General features: G+C 61.7%; 17 protein-coding genes. 7 read left to right on the top strand and 10 right to left on the bottom strand.

Annotation, left to right across the window (positions count from 1 at the left end; translation table 11 throughout):
* Window positions 1-114 precede the first annotated feature (114 nt).
* The 3 genes from alr to dadA form a co-directional block, all read right to left on the bottom strand.
* Window positions 115-1,191 carry an alanine racemase gene (alr, locus tag D109_RS0109540; protein ID WP_017476690.1) on the bottom strand — a complete coding sequence of 359 codons (1,077 nt, stop codon included), beginning with the start codon at window positions 1,189-1,191 and terminating at the stop codon, window positions 115-117.
* A 79-nt stretch (window positions 1,192-1,270) separates the two neighbouring features.
* Window positions 1,271-1,624 carry a RidA family protein gene (locus D109_RS0109545; protein WP_017476691.1) on the bottom strand — a complete coding sequence of 118 codons (354 nt, stop codon included), beginning with the start codon at window positions 1,622-1,624 and terminating at the stop codon, window positions 1,271-1,273.
* Window positions 1,596-2,897 carry a D-amino acid dehydrogenase gene (gene dadA, locus D109_RS0109550; RefSeq protein ID WP_017476692.1) on the bottom strand — a complete coding sequence of 434 codons (1,302 nt, stop codon included), beginning with the start codon at window positions 2,895-2,897 and terminating at the stop codon, window positions 1,596-1,598. Before dadA ends, D109_RS0109545 begins: the two co-directional genes overlap by 29 nt.
* Window positions 2,898-3,053: 156 nt before the next feature.
* Between dadA and D109_RS0109555 the strand changes: the two genes are divergently transcribed.
* Window positions 3,054-3,542, top strand: coding sequence for an Lrp/AsnC ligand binding domain-containing protein (locus tag D109_RS0109555; RefSeq protein WP_003206849.1), 489 nt, complete (start codon window positions 3,054-3,056; stop codon window positions 3,540-3,542).
* Between the two features lie 128 nt (window positions 3,543-3,670).
* On the opposite strand, the gene D109_RS0109560 is transcribed toward D109_RS0109555, so the two are convergent.
* A complete protein-coding gene (locus D109_RS0109560; RefSeq protein ID WP_003208747.1) occupies window positions 3,671-4,024 on the bottom strand; it encodes a YkgJ family cysteine cluster protein in 354 nt (117 codons plus the stop codon).
* 115 nt (window positions 4,025-4,139) lie between these two features.
* Between D109_RS0109560 and D109_RS0109565 the strand changes: the two genes are divergently transcribed.
* The gene (locus D109_RS0109565; protein ID WP_017476693.1) at window positions 4,140-5,432 is read left to right on the top strand and encodes an FAD-binding oxidoreductase; all 1,293 of its coding nucleotides are present in this window, start codon (window positions 4,140-4,142) and stop codon (window positions 5,430-5,432) included.
* A gap of 1 nt (window position 5,433) precedes the next feature.
* Here the strand turns inward: D109_RS0109565 and D109_RS0109570 are convergent, their stop codons facing one another.
* Window positions 5,434-5,670, bottom strand: a complete 237-nt coding sequence (locus D109_RS0109570) for a DUF1127 domain-containing protein (RefSeq protein ID WP_017476694.1) — start codon at window positions 5,668-5,670, stop codon at window positions 5,434-5,436.
* A gap of 166 nt (window positions 5,671-5,836) precedes the next feature.
* Between D109_RS0109570 and D109_RS0109575 the strand changes: the two genes are divergently transcribed.
* Window positions 5,837-7,261, top strand: coding sequence for a PLP-dependent aminotransferase family protein (locus tag D109_RS0109575; protein WP_017476695.1), 1,425 nt, complete (start codon window positions 5,837-5,839; stop codon window positions 7,259-7,261).
* Between the two features lie 62 nt (window positions 7,262-7,323).
* Window positions 7,324-8,886 (top strand): phospholipase D family protein, encoded by a 1,563-nt coding sequence (locus D109_RS0109580; RefSeq protein ID WP_017476696.1) that lies wholly within the window; start codon window positions 7,324-7,326, stop codon window positions 8,884-8,886.
* Window positions 8,887-9,006: 120 nt separating this feature from the next.
* On the opposite strand, the gene D109_RS0109585 is transcribed toward D109_RS0109580, so the two are convergent.
* Together D109_RS0109585 and D109_RS0109590 are read right to left on the bottom strand one after the other, a co-directional pair.
* Entirely contained in the window at window positions 9,007-10,149 is a 1,143-nt protein-coding gene (locus D109_RS0109585; protein WP_017476697.1) for an MFS transporter, read from the bottom strand.
* 155 nt (window positions 10,150-10,304) lie between these two features.
* Window positions 10,305-11,798, bottom strand: coding sequence for an aldehyde dehydrogenase (locus tag D109_RS0109590; RefSeq protein WP_017476698.1), 1,494 nt, complete (start codon window positions 11,796-11,798; stop codon window positions 10,305-10,307).
* A 231-nt stretch (window positions 11,799-12,029) separates the two neighbouring features.
* Between D109_RS0109590 and D109_RS0109595 the strand changes: the two genes are divergently transcribed.
* The gene (locus D109_RS0109595) at window positions 12,030-12,392 is read left to right on the top strand and encodes a cupin domain-containing protein (protein WP_003213261.1); all 363 of its coding nucleotides are present in this window, start codon (window positions 12,030-12,032) and stop codon (window positions 12,390-12,392) included.
* Between the two features lie 71 nt (window positions 12,393-12,463).
* Here the strand turns inward: D109_RS0109595 and rpmG are convergent, their stop codons facing one another.
* Complete coding sequence (gene rpmG, locus D109_RS0109600) at window positions 12,464-12,619, bottom strand: 50S ribosomal protein L33 (RefSeq protein ID WP_003176906.1); 156 nt, start codon at window positions 12,617-12,619, stop codon at window positions 12,464-12,466.
* 11 nt (window positions 12,620-12,630) lie between these two features.
* On the bottom strand, window positions 12,631-12,864 hold the full coding sequence (rpmB, locus tag D109_RS0109605) for a 50S ribosomal protein L28 (protein ID WP_003213263.1): 234 nt from the start codon (window positions 12,862-12,864) through the stop codon (window positions 12,631-12,633).
* A 458-nt stretch (window positions 12,865-13,322) separates the two neighbouring features.
* Here rpmB and D109_RS0109610 point away from each other — a divergent pair, with 458 nt between their 5' ends.
* Window positions 13,323-14,915 carry an ABC transporter substrate-binding protein gene (locus D109_RS0109610; RefSeq protein WP_017476700.1) on the top strand — a complete coding sequence of 531 codons (1,593 nt, stop codon included), beginning with the start codon at window positions 13,323-13,325 and terminating at the stop codon, window positions 14,913-14,915.
* A 28-nt stretch (window positions 14,916-14,943) separates the two neighbouring features.
* Here D109_RS0109610 and radC read toward each other — a convergent pair whose 3' ends face one another.
* Window positions 14,944-15,618, bottom strand: a complete 675-nt coding sequence (radC, locus tag D109_RS0109615; RefSeq protein ID WP_017476701.1) for a DNA repair protein RadC — start codon at window positions 15,616-15,618, stop codon at window positions 14,944-14,946.
* Window positions 15,619-15,748: 130 nt separating this feature from the next.
* Between radC and coaBC the strand changes: the two genes are divergently transcribed.
* Complete coding sequence (gene coaBC, locus D109_RS0109620; RefSeq protein WP_017476702.1) at window positions 15,749-16,957, top strand: bifunctional phosphopantothenoylcysteine decarboxylase/phosphopantothenate--cysteine ligase CoaBC; 1,209 nt, start codon at window positions 15,749-15,751, stop codon at window positions 16,955-16,957.
* The last annotated feature ends 2 nt before the right edge of the window (window positions 16,958-16,959 follow it).

Below are 16,959 nucleotides of genomic sequence, written 5' to 3' on the forward strand. Positions count from 1 at the left end.
CAGGAGCCTCCTAGGATTCAGGCGTTGTTGTAATTGAGCGTTATCATGGCGACAGCGTTCAGTATTTACAACACTTTGGCCTAAATCCCGGGATCTGCCATTCGTGGGTGCCGCTCAAGCGCCGGAATAGAGGCGTGGCACCCGCCGCAGGTTGCAGAAGATCTGGTAGGGAATGGTGTCGGCGGCGGTGGCAACGTCACTGGCGAGGATGTTTTTGCCCCACAACTCGACGGTGGAGCCGAGCCCGGCCTGGGGCACGTCAGTCAGGTCGATACACAGCATGTCCATCGACACCCGGCCCAGCAACTGGCTGCGCTGGCCGGCCACCAACACCGGGGTGCCGGTTGGCGCGTGGCGCGGGTAGCCGTCGGCGTACCCCATGGCAACCACGCCGACGCGCATCGGTTTCGGGGTGATGAACTTGGCGCCGTAGCCCACCGGCTCGCCGGCCGGCAGTTCACGTACGCAGATGACTTTCGATTCGAGGGTCATCACCGGCTGCAAGCGCGCGGCGATGGCCTGGTCTTCGCCAAACGGCGTGGCGCCGTAGAGCATGATGCCCGGGCGTACCCAGTCACTGGACACGTTCGGCCAGCCCAGCACCGACGGCGAATTGCGCAGGCTGACCTGGGCCGACAAGCCCTGGCGCGCCGCTTCAAACACCGCGACTTGCTCTTCGCTGCTGGTGCTGTCCAGCTCATCGGCACGGGCGAAGTGGCTCATCAGCACGATCTTCGCGACTTTGCCGCTGGCCAGCAGGCGCTGGTAAGCGTCGTGATAATCCTTGGGGTGCAAGCCGACACGGTGCATGCCCGAATCAAGCTTGAGCCAAACGGTCAGCGGCTTGCTGAACTGCGCCTGTTCGATCGCGTCGAGTTGCCACAGCGAATGCACCACGCACCAGAAATCATGCTCGATGATCAGCGGCAGCTCGTCGGCTTCGAAAAAACCTTCCAACAACAACACCGGCCCGCGAATGCCGGCGGCCCGCAGTTCCAGCGCTTCCTCGATGCAGGCCACGGCAAACCCGTCCGCCTCGGCTTCCAGCGCCTGAGCAACGCGCACGGCACCATGGCCGTAGGCATCGGCCTTGATCACGGCGAGGGCCTTGGCCCCACCCGTGACTTCACGGGCCAGTTGGTAGTTATGGCGCAGGGCTTGGAGGTCGATCAGGGCACGGGCAGGACGCATGGCGGCAGGCTTCTAGGCGGCAATTGGAAGAAAAAACCGGCACCCACTGACTGCGCGGGCACCGGGAGAGGAGTTTTGCTTAAGGCAGAGCGGCCACAACCGACAGCTCCACCAGGATTTCCGGTTCGCAGAGTTTCGCTTCAACCGTGGCACGGGCCGGCGCGACGCCTTTTGGCAGCCACCTGTCCCATACCGCGTTCATTCCGGCGAAATCGGCGTCGATGTCTTTCAGGTAGATGGTCACCGACAGCAGCTTGGTCTTGTCGGTACCGGCCAGGTCCAGCAAACGCTCGATATTGACGAGGGTTTCGCGGGTCTGCTGTTCAATCCCGGCACTCATGTCGTCGCCGACCTGCCCTGCCAGATACACGGTACCGCTGTGAACAACGATCTGGCTCATGCGCTCATTGGTGAGCTGGCGCTGGATTGACATGTTTTGCGGACTCCTGGTGGTTGCTATAACGGGAAATATCGAGGCCTTCGGCACTGATTTGCGGAGTTTTCTTCGCCATCAAATCGGCCAGCAAACGACCAGAGCCACAAGCCATGGTCCAACCGAGGGTGCCGTGACCGGTGTTCAGGAACAGGTTTTTGAACGGGGTAGCACCGACAATCGGCGTGCCGTCTGGCGTGGTCGGGCGCAGGCCGGTCCAGAAACTGGCCTGGCTCAAATCACCGCCCTGAGGATAAAGGTCGTTGACGATCATCTCCAGGGTTTCCCGCCGGCGTGGGTTCAGCGACAGGTCAAAACCGGCTATTTCAGCCATGCCACCGACGCGGATACGGTTGTCGAAACGGGTGATCGCGACCTTGTAGGTCTCGTCGAGAATGGTCGAAGTCGGGGCCATCGCCGCATTGGTGATCGGCACGGTCATCGAGTAGCCCTTGAGCGGGTACACCGGCGCCTTGATCCCCAGTGGCTTGAGCAGCTTCGGCGAGTAGCTGCCGAGGGCCAGCACGTAGCGGTCGGCAGTTTCCAGTTTGCCGTCGATCCACACGCCGTTGATCCGGTCACCGGCGTAGTCCAGGCGCTGGATGTCTTGCTCGAAGCGGAATTCGACACCCAGTTGCTTGCACATGTCGGCAAGGCGGGTGGTAAACATCTGACAGTCGCCGGTCTGGTCGTTCGGCAGGCGCAGGGCACCGGCGAGGATATCCGTAACGCTGGCCAGGGCTGGTTCAACCCGGGCAATGCCGGCGCGGTCCAGTAGCTCGTAAGGCACGCCAGACTCTTTCAACACGGCGATGTCCTTGGCGGCACCGTCCAGCTGGGCCTGGGTACGGAACAGCTGGGTAGTCCCCAGGGTGCGGCCTTCGTAGGCAATGCCCGTCTCGGCGCGCAGCTCATCGATGCAGTCGCGACTGTACTCGGACAGGCGCACCATGCGCTCCTTGTTCACCGCATAACGGCTGGCGGTGCAGTTGCGCAACATCTGCGCCATCCACAGGTATTGGTCGATGTCGGCGGTGGCCTTAATCGCCAGGGGTGCGTGGCGCTCCAGTAGCCATTTGATGGCCTTGAGCGGCACACCTGGTGCAGCCCAGGGCGAGGCGTAGCCCGGCGAGATCTGCCCGGCGTTGGCGAAACTGGTCTCCATGGCCACAGCCGGCTGACGGTCGACCACGACCACTTCAAAACCAGCTCGTGCCAAATAGTAGGCACTGGCCACGCCAATGACACCGCTACCCAAGACCAGAACGCGCATTTTTATTCCCTCATCACGGCTTGACCGCTGACGTTTGTTGTTCAGCACAAAGATGTGGGCAGTATAAAAAGCAATCACCAGTGCATTTCACTATATAACTGCCTATATTTGGCGACAATTCTCGGCAAAAACCCTTTTCACGGAGGAGCATCCCCTATGCGGACCAACACTCAAACCAAGCGGGAGCTGGACAAGATCGACCGCAACATCCTGCGCATCCTGCAGGCAGACGGGCGAATTTCGTTTACCGAGCTGGGGGAAAAGGTCGGCCTGTCGACCACGCCATGCACCGAGCGGGTCCGGCGCCTTGAGCGCGAAGGGATCATCATGGGCTACAACGCCCGGCTTAATCCGCAGCACTTGAAGGGCAGCCTGCTGGTGTTTGTCGAGATCAGCCTCGACTACAAGTCCGGCGACACCTTTGAAGAGTTCCGACGTGCCGTGCTGAAACTGCCCCACGTGCTGGAGTGCCACCTGGTGTCGGGGGATTTCGACTACCTGGTGAAGGCGCGAATCTCGGAGATGGCGTCGTACCGCAAATTGCTCGGCGATATCCTGCTCAAGCTGCCCCACGTAAGGGAGTCCAAGAGCTACATCGTGATGGAAGAGGTGAAAGAGAGCCTGAACCTGCCGATCCCGGATTAAGACAGCACCACAGGCCAATGTGGGAGCGGGCTTGCTCGCGAAGTCGGCATGCCAGCCAACCCTATATCCACTGATCCACCGCATTCGCGAGCAAGCCCGCTCCCACACTAGTTGATCGGGGACATCCGCTAGACCAATACCTGACGCGTCGACGCCATGTACGCGTGAATCTGCTTTTCCACCCGTGGGTGGATCAACTCCACCGGGCGGCGGTCGTTTGGGCATGGCAAGGTCGGCGTGGTGCCGAACAGCCGGCAAATCAGCGGGCGCTCGTCGTACACGGTGCAGCCATTGGGGCCGAGGTGCACGCAGTTGAGTTCATCCATCGCCGCTTCCTGCTCGGCAGCGGTCTTGCGCGGCAGGCGCGACATTTCCTCGGGGGACGTGGTCACCGGCCCGCAGCAGTCGTGGCAACCCGGGACGCACTCGAACGAGGGAATCTGCCGGCGCAGCGCGTTGACTTTCTGACTGTTGCAACTCATCGACACAGGGACCGAACGGCGAATAGGCGTGGATTCTGCCCTAAAAGCCCCCGGTGAGACAGCTTCGCCCGACCGCTGTATCCTGCGTCAAATTTTCCAAACAGGGATGCTCCCCATGACCGCCAGCGCCCGGCACGCCAATTCCTACTACGCCGCCAGCAGTTTCCCGCAGCCTGATTATCCGGTGCTGACAGGTGAAATCGTGGCCGATGTGTGCGTGGTCGGCGGCGGCTTTTCGGGGCTCAACACCGCCCTGGAACTGGTAGAACGGGGTTTCAGCGTGGTCCTGCTGGAAGCCCGCAAGATCGCCTGGGGCGCCAGCGGGCGCAATGGCGGGCAACTGATTCGCGGCGTCGGTCACGGCCTGGATCAGTTCACCAACGTCATCGGCAGCGAGGGCGTGCACCAGATGAAACTGATGGGCCTGGAAGCCGTGGAAATCGTACGCCAACGGGTCGAACGTTCGCAGATTGCCTGCGACCTGACCTGGGGCTACTGCGACCTGGCCAACAAACCCCGCGACCTGGAGCACTTGGCCGCTGACGCCGAAGAACTGCGAAGCCTCGGTTATCGCCATGAAGTACGCCTGCTGCAAGCCAGCGAGATGCCCGGCGTGATCGGCTCCAACCGCTATGTGGGCGGCATGATCGACATGGGCTCCGGCCACTTGCACCCTCTGAACCTGGCCCTCGGTGAAGCAGCGGCTGCACAACAGTTGGGCGTCCAGCTGTTCGAGCATTCCGAAGCGGTGCGCATCGATTACGGCCCGGAGGTCAATGTTCACACCGCCCAGGGCAATGTACGCGCCAAGACCCTGGTGCTGGGCTGCAACGCTTATTTGAACGGCCTCAACCCGCACCTGAGCGGCAAGGTGCTGCCCGCCGGCAGCTACATCATCGCCACCGAGCCGTTGAGCGAAGCCCAGGCAGCCGAGTTGCTGCCGCAAAACATGGCGGTGTGCGACCAGCGGGTGACGGTGGACTACTTCCGGCTGTCCGCCGACCGACGCTTGTTGTTCGGGGGTGCCTGCCATTATTCCGGACGGGATCCGAAGGACATCGGCGCCTACATGCGTCCGAAAATGCTGCAGGTATTCCCACAACTGGCCAGCGTGAAAATCGATTACCAGTGGGGCGGCATGATTGGCATCGGCGCCAACCGCCTGCCGCAGATTGGCCGGCTGGCCGACCAACCCAATGTGTATTTCGCCCAGGCGTATGCTGGCCACGGCCTCAATGCCACCCACCTGGCGGGCAAACTGCTGGGCGAAGCCATCAGCGGCCAGCAAAGCGGGCGGTTCGATCTGTTTGCGAAGGTGCCGCACATCACCTTCCCGGGCGGCAAGCATCTGCGCTCGCCGCTGCTGGCGCTGGGAATGCTCTGGCACCGATTGAAGGAACTGGTCTGAATCAACCGCGCCAGAAGGGTTTCAATCCTTCATGGCGCGCCTGATCGACACTCAGGCCCACGTCTCGCAGTTGCTCAGGGGTCAGCTCCAGCAAGGTCTTGCGCGTCTGCATACGGTGCCAGAACAACGCCCACGAGCTGAGTGCGGGGGCCGTGGTCCGCGCCGCCATGCGCCGCTCCTGCCCGGCTTCCAGTTCCTGACCGTGTAACGCCAACCGCACATCACTCAACCCGCTCATTTTTCCTGCCCCTCATTTGCGTATTGCCATGAGTACGTAGGATGAGCCGATGCGCGAAACCATGACAGATTCAACCACCCAGTATTAAATCCATACAGATACTGCCTATTGGCGGCTGAATCCTGTATTTTCAGCCTATCTGTACTGGTAGCCGGGAAGCATCTCCATGACCCTATACGTCAATCTCGCCGAACTGCTGGGCACGCGCATTGAGCAGGGCTTCTATCGCCCGGGCGATCGATTGCCGTCAGTGCGGGCCTTGAGTGTGGAGCACGGAGTGAGCCTGAGCACCGTGCAGCAGGCCTACCGGATGCTGGAAGACAACGGTCTGGCGATGCCAAAACCCAAATCCGGCTACTTCGTACCCGTGGGCCGCGACTTGCCCGCACTGCCCGCCGTCGGCCGCCCGGCCCAGCGCCCGGTGGAGATTTCCCAGTGGGACCAGGTGCTGGAACTGATCCGCGCAGTGCCACGCAAAGACACCATACAGTTGGGTCGGGGTATGCCGGATGTATTGTCGCCGACCATGAAACCCCTGTTGCGCAGCCTCGCCCGGATCAGCCGCCGCCAAGACATGCCAGGGCTGTATTACGACACCATCCACGGCAACCTGGAGCTGCGCGAACAGATCGCACGCCTGATGCTCGATTCAGGCTGCCAACTGACGCCCCAGGATCTGGTGATCACCACCGGTTGCCACGAAGCGCTGTCCGCGAGCATTCACGCCATCTGCGAACCGGGCGACATCGTTGCCGTCGACTCGCCAAGCTTCCATGGCGCCATGCAGACCCTGAAAGGCCTGGGCATGAAAGCCCTGGAAATCCCCACCGACCCACTCACGGGTATCAGCCTGGAAGCGCTGGAACTGGCGCTGGAGCAGTGGCCAATCAAAGTCATCCAGCTGACCCCCAACTGCAACAACCCACTGGGCTACATCATGCCGGAGTCGCGTAAACGCGCGCTGCTGACCCTGGCCCAGCGCTTCGACGTGGCAATCATCGAAGACGATGTGTATGGCGAACTGGCCTACAGCTACCCGCGCCCACGTACCATCAAGTCCTTCGACGAAGATGGCCGCGTCGTACTGTGCAGTTCCTTCTCGAAAACCCTGGCGCCCGGCCTGCGGATTGGCTGGGTAGCACCCGGTCGTTACCTCGAGCGCGTCCTGCACATGAAATACATCAGCACCGGCGCCACCGCGACCCAGCCGCAGATCGCGATTGCCGAGTTTCTGAAAAGTGGACATTTCGAACCGCATTTGCGCCGGATGCGTACGCAATACCAGCGTAATCGCGACCTGATGCTCGATTGGGTCAGCCGCTATTTCCCGGCGGGCACCCGCGCCAGTCGTCCACAGGGCAGTTTCATGCTGTGGGTGGAGCTGCCGGAAGGCTTCGACACCCTGAAGCTCAACCGGCTGCTGGTGGATGAAGCTGTACAGATTGCCGTGGGAAGTATCTTTTCCGCCTCCGGCAAGTACCGGAATTGTTTGCGCATGAACTACGCTGCCAAACCGACGCCGCAGATTGAAGAGGCCGTGCGCAAGGTCGGCGCAACCGCCATCAGGTTACTGGCCGAAGCGGTGGACTGACCTTTTGCGGGAAATAACCGTCATATGCCGACAATCGCCCTGACTCGGAACCCATGTCATTGATGACCCAACGGCTATTACCGTTTTTCCTGCTGGGCATCCTGGCCCTGGGCGGCTGCGCAACCATCGACCAGCCGCGCACACCCAGCGAGGCGCTGCCGGCCAGCGAGTCGTCCTTCGGCCGCTCGATCCAGGCCCAGGCCGCGCCGTACAAAGGCCGCTCCGGTTTCCGCCTGCTGCCCAACAGCAGCGAAGCCTTCATGGCCCGCGCCGAACTGATCCGCAACGCCCAGACCAGCCTCGACTTGCAGTACTACATCGTCCACGACGGCATCAGTACGCGGATGCTCGTGGATGAACTGCTCAAGGCCGCCGACCGTGGCGTGCGCGTGCGCATCCTGCTGGACGACACCACCAGCGACGGCCTGGACCAGATCATCGCCACCCTCGCCGCCCACCCGCAGATCCAGATTCGCCTGTTCAACCCGCTGCACCTGGGCCGCAGCACCGGTGTGACCCGGGCCATGGCACGGCTGTTCGACCTGTCGCTGCAACACCGGCGCATGCACAACAAGTTGTGGCTGGCGGACAACAGCGTGGCCATCGTCGGCGGTCGCAACCTGGGGGATGAGTATTTCGACGCCGAACCCGACCTCAACTTCACCGATATCGACATGCTCAGCGTAGGCCCGGTGGCCGAACAACTGGGCCACAGTTTCGATCAGTACTGGAACAGTGCGTTGAGCAAGCCCATTGGCGATTTCGTCAGCAGCGCCTCCAAAGGCGACCTCGCCAGCGCCCGCGTAAGCCTGGAGGAATCCCTCGCGCAATCACGCCAGCAAAACCATGCCCTGTACAACCGCCTGCGCACTTACAAGACCCAACCGCGCATGGACATCTGGCGCCGAGAATTGATCTGGGCCTGGAACCAGGCACTGTGGGATGCGCCGAGCAAGGTGCTGGCCAAGGCCGATCCGGATCCACGGCTGCTGCTGACCACCCAACTGGCACCGGAGCTGGAAGGTGTCAGCCACGAGCTGATGATGATTTCGGCTTACTTCGTGCCCGGGCAGCCCGGGCTGGTGTACCTGACCGGTCGTGCGGACGCCGGCGTCTCGGTGAGCCTGCTGACCAACTCCCTGGAAGCCACCGACGTGCCCGCCGTGCACGGTGGCTATGCGCCCTACCGCAAGGCGCTGCTGGAGCACGGGGTAAAGCTCTACGAATTGCGCCGCCAGCCGGGAGACGGCGGCGGCAGCGGCCCTCATCTGTTCCGCAAAGGCACTTTCCACGGCTCGGATTCCAGCCTGCACAGCAAGGCGATCATCTTTGACCGGGAGAAGTCCTTTATCGGCTCATTCAACTTCGACCCACGCTCGGTGCTGTGGAACACCGAAGTCGGGGTGCTGGTGGACAGCCCTGAGCTGGCGGAGCACGTGCGCAACCTGGCCCTGGAAGGTATGGCGCCGCCTTTGAGTTATCAGGCGAAACTGCAGGACGGCAAGGTGGTGTGGGTGACCGAAGACAACGGCCAACTGCACACCCTGACCCGCGAGCCGAGCAGTTGGTGGCGCCGGTTCAATGCCTGGTTTGCCACATCCGTCGGGCTGGAACGCATGCTTTAAGAACAGCGCAGAGCCCTGTGGGAGCCGGGCTTGCCCGCGATTGCGGAGTCTCAGGCACAGGATGCACAAGCTGACACTTCGCTATCGCAGGCAAGCCACACAGTTGTTCGCATTTCAAGTTCAGGCCGGCTGGGTGGCGCCGAATGCACCTTGGCGCAGCAACAGAATCACCAACCCCAGCGCCCCCGCCGCCATCAACAGCGGCAACGCATGCCCGCTGACCCACTGGCTGCCGGCACCGGCCACCAGTGGGCCGATCAGGCAACCAATGCCCCACAGCTGCGCGATATGCGCATTGGCGCGCACCAGCGCGTCGTCACGGTAGCGCTCGCCAATCAGGATCAGCGACAGGGTGAACAACCCGCCGGCACTGGCCCCGAACAGCACCCACACCGGCCAGATCAGCAGCGTATCCAGCAACAGCGGAATTGCCAGGCTCGTCGCCAGCAGCATCAGCGCGCAGCCGAGAAACAGCGTGCGTCGAGGCAGGTAGTCCGCCAGCGCGCCAATCGGCAGTTGCAGCAACGCATCACCGACCACCACCGTGCTGACCATCGCCAGGGCAATCTCGGCGGTGAAGCCCTGTTGCAGGCAATAAACCGGCAACAACGTCAGAATCATCGCCTCGAACGCGGCGAATAACGCCACCGCCCAGGCAATCGCCGGCAAGCCCTGGCAGAAGCGCAGCAGGTCGCTGAAGGTCACGCTGAAGGACTCGGCGGTGGGCGCCCCGGAGCGGCCCAGCAGCAGGATCGGCGAGAACGTCAGCAGACCAACGCCCACCCAGAACCCAATGTCGTTGTCCGTACCCAGCGCGCCCAGCAGCAACGGGCCCGACAGTTGGCTCAAGGCATAGCTACAGCCATACAGCGCCACCAGACGGCCGCGCCAGCGCTCGATCACCAGTTGATTGATCCAGCTTTCGCCGAGGATGAATACGATGGTCAGGATCACCCCGATCATCAGCCGCAGCACCAGCCATACCGGGTAGCTGGGCAATACCGCCAGCAAGCCGATGGAAATCGCCCCGGCCCACAGGCACAGGCGCATCAGGTTGGCCGTGCCCAGGCGCGAGGCCAGGCCGCTGGAGACCTTGGCACCCAGCAGCACACCAAAGGCCGGCATCGCCGCCATCACGCCAATGGCGAAGCTGCCGTAGCCCCAGCTTTCCAGGCGCAGGGACACCAGCGGCATGCTCACGCCCAAGGCCAGGCCCACGCTCAAGACCGACGCCAACACGGCGAAATAGGTCGCCCAACGCATTTCCACGCTCCTGTGGATGATTTGGAGATCACACAAAACAGTGTGGGAGCGGGCTTGCTCGCGAATGCGGTGTACCAGTCAATACATCAGCGACTGTGCTACCTCATTCGCGAGCAAGCCCGCTCCCACATTTTTTACGGCGGTGTTGCTGGAGCTTACAACTTGATCCAGGTCGCCTTCAGCTCGGTGTACTTGTCGAACGCGTGCAGCGACTTGTCGCGGCCGTTACCCGACTGCTTGAAACCACCGAACGGAGCGGTCATGTCGCCGCCATCGTACTGGTTGACCCAAACGCTACCGGCACGCAGTGCCTTGGCGGTCAGGTGCGCCTTGGAGATGTTCGACGTCCACACCGCAGCGGCCAGGCCGTATTGGGTGTCGTTGGCGATCGCAATGGCTTCTTCCACGCTGTCGAAGGCAATCACCGACAGCACGGGGCCGAAGATTTCTTCCTGGGCGATCTTCATGGCGTTGGTCACGCCGTCGAAAATCGTTGGCTCGACATAGGTGCCACCGCTTTCCTGCAGCGTGCGCTTGCCGCCGGCCACCAGCTTGGCGCCATCGGCATGCCCGGCTTCGATGTACGACAGCACGGTGTTCATCTGCTGGGTATCCACCAGCGCGCCCACCGTGGTGGCCGGGTCCAGCGGGTTGCCCGGTTTCCAGGCCTTGAGGGCCTCGATTACCAGCGGCAGGAATTTATCCTTGATGGAACGCTCCACCAGCAGGCGCGAACCGGCGGTGCACACTTCGCCCTGGTTGAAGGCGATGGCGCCGGCCGCGGATTCGGCGGCGGCTTGCAGGTCCGGGGCATCGGCAAACACGATGTTCGGGCTCTTGCCGCCGGCTTCCAGCCAGACGCGCTTCATGTTCGACTCGCCGGAGCGAATCAGCAGTTGCTTGGCGATCTTGGTGGAACCGGTGAACACCAGGGTGTCGACGTCCATGTGCAGCGCCAGGGCGTTACCCACGGTGTGGCCATAACCCGGCAGTACGTTGAACACGCCTTTCGGGATACCGGCTTCAACCGCCAGCTCGGCGATACGGATGGCGGTCAGCGGCGACTTTTCAGACGGCTTGAGGATCACCGAGTTACCGGTGGACAGCGCCGGCCCGAGTTTCCAGCAGGCCATCATCAGCGGGAAGTTCCACGGCACGATGGCCGCGACAACGCCGACGGGCTCACGGGTCACCAGGCCAAGCTGGTCGTGGGGAGTGGCTGCGACTTCGTCGTAGATTTTGTCGATGGCCTCGCCGCTCCAGCTCAGGGCTTGCGCCGCGCCAGGAACGTCGATGTTCAGGGAGTCGCTGATCGGCTTGCCCATGTCCAGGGTTTCAAGCAGTGCCAGCTCTTCGGCGTTGGCCTTGAGCAAGCCGGCGAAACGGATCATGGTGGCTTTGCGCTTGGCTGGCGCCAGGCGCGACCAGGCACCGGAATTGAAGGTGGCGCGGGCGTTTTCAACCGCGCGCTGGGCGTCGGCGACGTCACAGCTGGCAACGGTGGCCAGCAGGCGGCCATCGACCGGGCTCAGGCATTCGAACGTGTCGCCGGAAACAGCAGCGGTGTATTCGCCATTGATGTAGGCGCGGCCTTCGATCTTCAGATCCTTGGCGCGTTGTTCCCAGTCGGCACGGGTCAGGGTGGTCATGCGAGTGTCCTCCTCTTATTGAATACAAGGGCCGGGCAAATGTACCCAGGCACCTTCGAAGAATGCTTGCCCGGCCAGCCAGCTGTTCGGCTCAAGGCAGCTGCCACCCTAAACCAGCGGCGATGGATGTTTCAATATATTTGACATAACGGCAGCAAACGCCCTTGCGATGTTCATTTTAATAAACATAGACTTTGAGCTCTCCAACCGCAGGCCAGACGGGACACGCCCATGAACATCCAGAATATCGTCGACTTCAGCCAGGCCAGGACCGAGCCTGACCGCTACCGTCCGGCCGCGGAGAAAATCCTCAAGGGCGACCCTGAGCAAACCGTCTACAACCACTACAACAGTCCGTGCGGCCAGATGAGCGCCGGGGTCTGGGAAGGTGAAGTCGGGCAGTGGAAGGTCAATTACACCGAGCATGAGTACTGCGAGATCGTGCAGGGCGTCTCTGTATTGCGCGACGCCGACGGCAACGCCAAGACCTTGCGGGCCGGTGACCGCTTCGTGATTCCGGCCGGTTTCAGCGGCACCTGGGAAGTGCTGGAACCCTGCCGCAAGATCTACGTGGTGTTCGAAGAAAAGGCCTGATCAATTCTTCAGGCACAAAAAAAAGCCCGCATCGTGAGATACGGGCTTTTTTTCACAAGAAAGAAAACCAATTACTTGATTTTGCCTTCTTTGTAGATCACGTGCTTGCGAACGCGCGGGTCGAACATTTTCTTTTCGAGCTTGTCCGGGGTAGTACGCTTGTTCTTGTCGGTAGTGTAGAAGTGACCAGTACCGGCGCTAGAGATCATTCGAATCAATTCACGCATGATTTAGCTCCTTAGATTTTGCCGTCGCGGCGCAGTTCGGCCAGCACGACAGTGATGCCACGCTTGTCGATAACACGCATGCCTTTGGCAGATACGCGCAGACGGACAAAACGTTTCTCTTCTTCAACCCAAAAGCGATGATGCTGCAGGTTTGGCAGGAAACGACGACGGGTTTTGTTGTTTGCGTGGGAAATGTTATTCCCAGTCACCGGACCCTTACCGGTAACTTGACAGACTCTCGACATGCCTCAGCCCTCTAAAACCACATGCCCAACCCGGCATGGGTTGGCCGCTTAATCTCTCAGTCATTTGGCGCCAGGCGCCGCGTTTCTTTAGGGTCTTACCGGCTACACCTACTAGCGAAGGAACCGGGCCCCTAGAAAAGAGCGCTGCTTTATACCAGAAAGACCCCAATGCAACAACAGGCCGTGTGTTTTTACACGCGTAAATCCAGGCTATGGACGCCTGAACCGTTGCCAGGGTGGGCCGCTATAGAAGCTAACCGCTCGTCGCACAGAATGATTTACAGCGCCCGCGCGCACTGCAAAGTGCTCGGCAAAACGACCTGAGGCGCCATCAAAACAGTATTTGAGGCAAAAGCACAGGCAAAAATGGGCTAGTCATTTGTCAATCCGCCCACTACGGTAGGACTTTTCCAGACTGCACTCGCAGATGGGCCTTCGATCTGCAAAGGAAACCGAATATGCGCCTCGCTGCCCTACCGCTATTGCTAGCCCCTCTTTTTATTGCTGCACACGCCCAGGCGGCCACCACCCTGAGCGTCTGCACTGAAGCCAGTCCCGAAGGCTTCGACGTGGTGCAATACAACTCGCTGACCACCACCAACGCCTCGGCAGACGTATTGATGAACCGCCTGGTGGACTTCGACGCCGCCAGCGGCAAGCTGGTCCCGAGCCTGGCGGACAGCTGGGAAGTGTCGCCGGACGGCCTGACCTACACCTTCAAGCTGCACCCGGATGTGAAATTCCATCGCACTGAATACTTCACCCCAAGCCGCACCCTGACCGCCGAAGACGTGCGCTTCAGCTTCGAGCGCATGCTCGACCCGGCCAACCCGTGGCACAAGATCGCCCAGAGCGGCTTCCCCCACGCCCAGTCCCTGCAGTTACCCACACTGATCAAGAAGATCGATGCCCTCGACCCGCTGACCGTGCGCTTTACCCTGGACCACGCCGATTCGACCTTCCTCGCCGCGTTAAGCATGGGCTTTGCCTCGATCTACCCGGCAGAATACGCCGACAAACTGCTCAAGGCCGGCACCCCGGAGAAGCTCAACAGCCAGCCTATCGGCACCGGCCCGTTTATTTTCGGACGTTTCCAGAAGGATGCAACGATTCGCTACAAGGCCAACCCAGACTACTTCGCCGGCAAGCCTGCGGTGGATAACCTGATCTTTGCGATCACCCCGGACGCCAACGTGCGCCTGCAGAGACTGCGGCGCGACGAGTGCCAGATCGCCTTGTCGCCCAAGCCCCTGGATATCGATGCAGCCCAGAAAGACGCCGACCTGAAGATCGAGAAAACGGCGGCCTTCATGACCGCGTTTGTCGCCATCAACAGCCAGCATCCGCCACTGGACAAGCCGGAAGTCCGTCAGGCAATCAACCTGGCCTTCGACAAGGCCAGCTACCTCAAGGCGGTATTCGAAGGCACCGCTGAAGCCGCCAACGGCCCGTACCCACCCAATACCTGGAGCTACGCCAAAGAGTTGCCGGGCTATCCGCAGGACATCGCCAAGGCCAAGCAGCTACTGGATCGCGCCGGGCTCAAGGATGGTTTCAAGACCACCATCTGGACCCGGCCGTCGGGCAGCCTGCTGAACCCGAACCCGAGCCTGGGCGCACAACTGCTGCAAGCGGACCTGGCCAAGGTCGGCATCCAGGCTGAAATCCGCGTGATCGAATGGGGCGAGCTGATCCGCCGCGCCAAGGCCGGCGAGCACGACCTGCTGTTCATGGGCTGGGCCGGCGATAACGGCGACCCGGATAACTTCCTGACGCCGCAGTTCTCCTGCGCGGCCGTGAAGTCCGGGACCAACTTCGCCCGCTACTGCGACCCTGCGCTGGACAAGCTGATCAGCGCCGGCAAGACCACCAGCGAACAAGGCGTACGCAGCAAGCTGTACCAGCAGGCCCAGGCGCAGATCCAGCAACAGGCGCTGTGGCTGCCACTGGCGCACCCGACTGCGTTTGCGCTGACGCGCAAGAATGTCGAGGGGTATCAGGTGAGCCCGTTCGGGCGCCAGGATTACTCCAAGGTCAGCGTCAAACCCTGAACCCTGCCAGGGGCTGGCGTGCCAGCCCCTACATCCACCCATATTCCGCCATCGACAGCGGATCACCCTCCCCCACAATGATGTGGTCCAGCACACGCACGTCCACCATCTCCAACGTCTTTTGCAGCACTCTGGTCAGTTTTCGATCAGCAATGCTGGGCTCGGCGCTGCCGGAAGGATGGTTATGGCACAGGATCAGCGCAGCAGCGTTGTAGTCCAACGCGCGCTTCACCACTTGCCGGGGATAGACGATGGCGTTGTCGATGGTGCCCTGAAACAGCTTCTCGAAGCCCAGCACCCGGTGTTTGGAGTCGAGAAACAGGCAGCCGAATATCTCGTGAGGCTCATGGCGCAGTAGCGCTTTGAGGTAGTCGCGCACGGCCTCCGGACTTTCCAGCACCGAGTCGCTGCGTAGGCGCTCGGCCAAATGACGGCGGGCCATTTCCAGTACGGCTTGAAGCTGGGCGAACTTCGCCGGCCCCAGGCCCAGGTGCTGGCTGAACACCATCTGCCTGGCCTCCATCAGCGCGCGCAAGCTGCCAAATTGCGCCAGCAGATGCCGCGCCAGGTCCACGGCACTTTTACCGGATACCCCGGTGCGCAGGAAAATCGCCAGCAATTCAGCGTCGGAAAGATTCTCCGCGCCCAGCTCCAACAACTTCTCCCGCGGACGCTCTGCCGCAGGCCAATCACGAATACTCATGGCACCTCCGTGTGCATGTGCGCCGCTGTTGCATGGCGGACGCTGTGGTATCTTAGGCCATCTTTTTGCGTGCGATTTCACCTGGGGAGGGGGCATCGCAACGCCATCACTGAACTGGAAAGGCAAGCCAATGCAGCGTCTGTATCGGAAACGCATCGTTCTCGGCGTCGGCGGCGGCATTGCCGCCTACAAGAGCGCAGAGCTGGTTCGCAGGCTCCTCGACCAAGGCGCTGAAGTACGCGTGGTCATGACCCGGGGCGGCAGTGAATTCATTACCCCACTGACCATGCAGGCCCTGTCCGGCCACCCGGTTCACCTCGACCTGCTGGACCCCGCAGCCGAAGCTGCCATGGGCCACATCGAGCTGGCCAAATGGGCCGACCTGGTGCTGATCGCCCCGGCCACCGCCGACTTGATCGCCCGCCTGGCCCAAGGCATTGCCGACGACCTGCTGACCACCCTGGTGCTGGCCACCGACGCCACCGTCGCGATCGCCCCGGCCATGAACCAGGCCATGTGGCGCGACCCGGCCACCCAGGCCAACACCCAACTCCTGCAAAGCCGCGGCCTCAAGGTCTTCGGCCCGGCCTCCGGCAGCCAGGCCTGCGGCGACGTGGGCCTTGGCCGCATGCTCGAAGCCACCGACCTCGCCCAGTGCGCCGCCGACTGCTTCCAGCACCTGGCCCTGACCGGCAAGCACGTGTTGATCACCGCCGGCCCGACCCAGGAAAACATCGACCCGGTGCGCTACATCACCAACCATAGCTCAGGAAAAATGGGCTTTGCCCTGGCTGAAGCAGCGGTCGAGGCAGGCGCCCGTGTGACGTTGATCACCGGCCCGGTGCATCTGCCGACCCCGGATCGCGTCACCCGAATCGACGTAGTCAGCGCCCGCGACATGCTGGCGGCCTGTGAAGCGGCGATTCCCTGCGACCTGTTTATCGCTTCGGCTGCGGTAGCGGACTACCGCCCTGAAGTGGTTGCACCACAGAAACTCAAGAAAGACCCTACAAGCGGTGACGGCCTGCTCCTGCAAATGGTCCGCAACCCGGACATTCTGGCAACCATCGCCACCCGTGAAGACCGCCCGTTCAGCGTCGGCTTCGCTGCCGAAACCGAGCATTTGCTGGACTACGCCGCACGAAAATTGAAAGACAAGAACCTCGATCTGATTGTCGCCAACGATGTCGCCAACCCGAGCATCGGCTTCAACAGCGAGGAAAATGCCATCAGCGTGATCGACCGCGAGTTGCACGCTACCGTTTTCGCCCAGACCAGCAAGGGCAAGATTGCCCGCCAACTGATCTCTTTTATCGCCCTACGGCTGAACCAGGTTTAATT

Source organism: Pseudomonas sp. PAMC 26793 (genome assembly GCF_000313235.1).
In the GTDB taxonomy this organism is placed as follows: Bacteria; Pseudomonadota; Gammaproteobacteria; order Pseudomonadales; family Pseudomonadaceae; genus Aquipseudomonas; species Aquipseudomonas yamanorum.

Bases quoted from the DNA above. Each gene is read 5' to 3' on its own strand.
- D109_RS0109545 (WP_017476691.1), bottom strand. From the start codon at position 1,624: ATGTCAATCCAGCGCCAGCTCACCAATGAGCGCATGAGCCAGATCGTT.
- D109_RS0109590 (WP_017476698.1), bottom strand. From the start codon at position 11,798: ATGACCACCCTGACCCGTGCCGACTGGGAACAACGCGCCAAGGATCTG.
- D109_RS0109565 (WP_017476693.1), top strand. From the start codon at position 4,140: ATGACCGCCAGCGCCCGGCACGCCAATTCCTACTACGCCGCCAGCAGT.
- D109_RS0109570 (WP_017476694.1), bottom strand. From the start codon at position 5,670: ATGAGCGGGTTGAGTGATGTGCGGTTGGCGTTACACGGTCAGGAACTG.
- rpmG (WP_003176906.1), bottom strand. From the start codon at position 12,619: ATGCGTGAATTGATTCGAATGATCTCTAGCGCCGGTACTGGTCACTTC.
- radC (WP_017476701.1), bottom strand. From the start codon at position 15,618: ATGAGTATTCGTGATTGGCCTGCGGCAGAGCGTCCGCGGGAGAAGTTG.
- dadA (WP_017476692.1), bottom strand. From the start codon at position 2,897: ATGCGCGTTCTGGTCTTGGGTAGCGGTGTCATTGGCGTGGCCAGTGCC.
- coaBC (WP_017476702.1), top strand. From the start codon at position 15,749: ATGCAGCGTCTGTATCGGAAACGCATCGTTCTCGGCGTCGGCGGCGGC.
- D109_RS0109595 (WP_003213261.1), top strand. From the start codon at position 12,030: ATGAACATCCAGAATATCGTCGACTTCAGCCAGGCCAGGACCGAGCCT.
- alr (WP_017476690.1), bottom strand. From the start codon at position 1,191: ATGCGTCCTGCCCGTGCCCTGATCGACCTCCAAGCCCTGCGCCATAAC.
- D109_RS0109575 (WP_017476695.1), top strand. From the start codon at position 5,837: ATGACCCTATACGTCAATCTCGCCGAACTGCTGGGCACGCGCATTGAG.
- rpmB (WP_003213263.1), bottom strand. From the start codon at position 12,864: ATGTCGAGAGTCTGTCAAGTTACCGGTAAGGGTCCGGTGACTGGGAAT.
- D109_RS0109610 (WP_017476700.1), top strand. From the start codon at position 13,323: ATGCGCCTCGCTGCCCTACCGCTATTGCTAGCCCCTCTTTTTATTGCT.
- D109_RS0109585 (WP_017476697.1), bottom strand. From the start codon at position 10,149: ATGCGTTGGGCGACCTATTTCGCCGTGTTGGCGTCGGTCTTGAGCGTG.
- D109_RS0109555 (WP_003206849.1), top strand. From the start codon at position 3,054: ATGCGGACCAACACTCAAACCAAGCGGGAGCTGGACAAGATCGACCGC.
- D109_RS0109580 (WP_017476696.1), top strand. From the start codon at position 7,324: ATGACCCAACGGCTATTACCGTTTTTCCTGCTGGGCATCCTGGCCCTG.
- D109_RS0109560 (WP_003208747.1), bottom strand. From the start codon at position 4,024: ATGAGTTGCAACAGTCAGAAAGTCAACGCGCTGCGCCGGCAGATTCCC.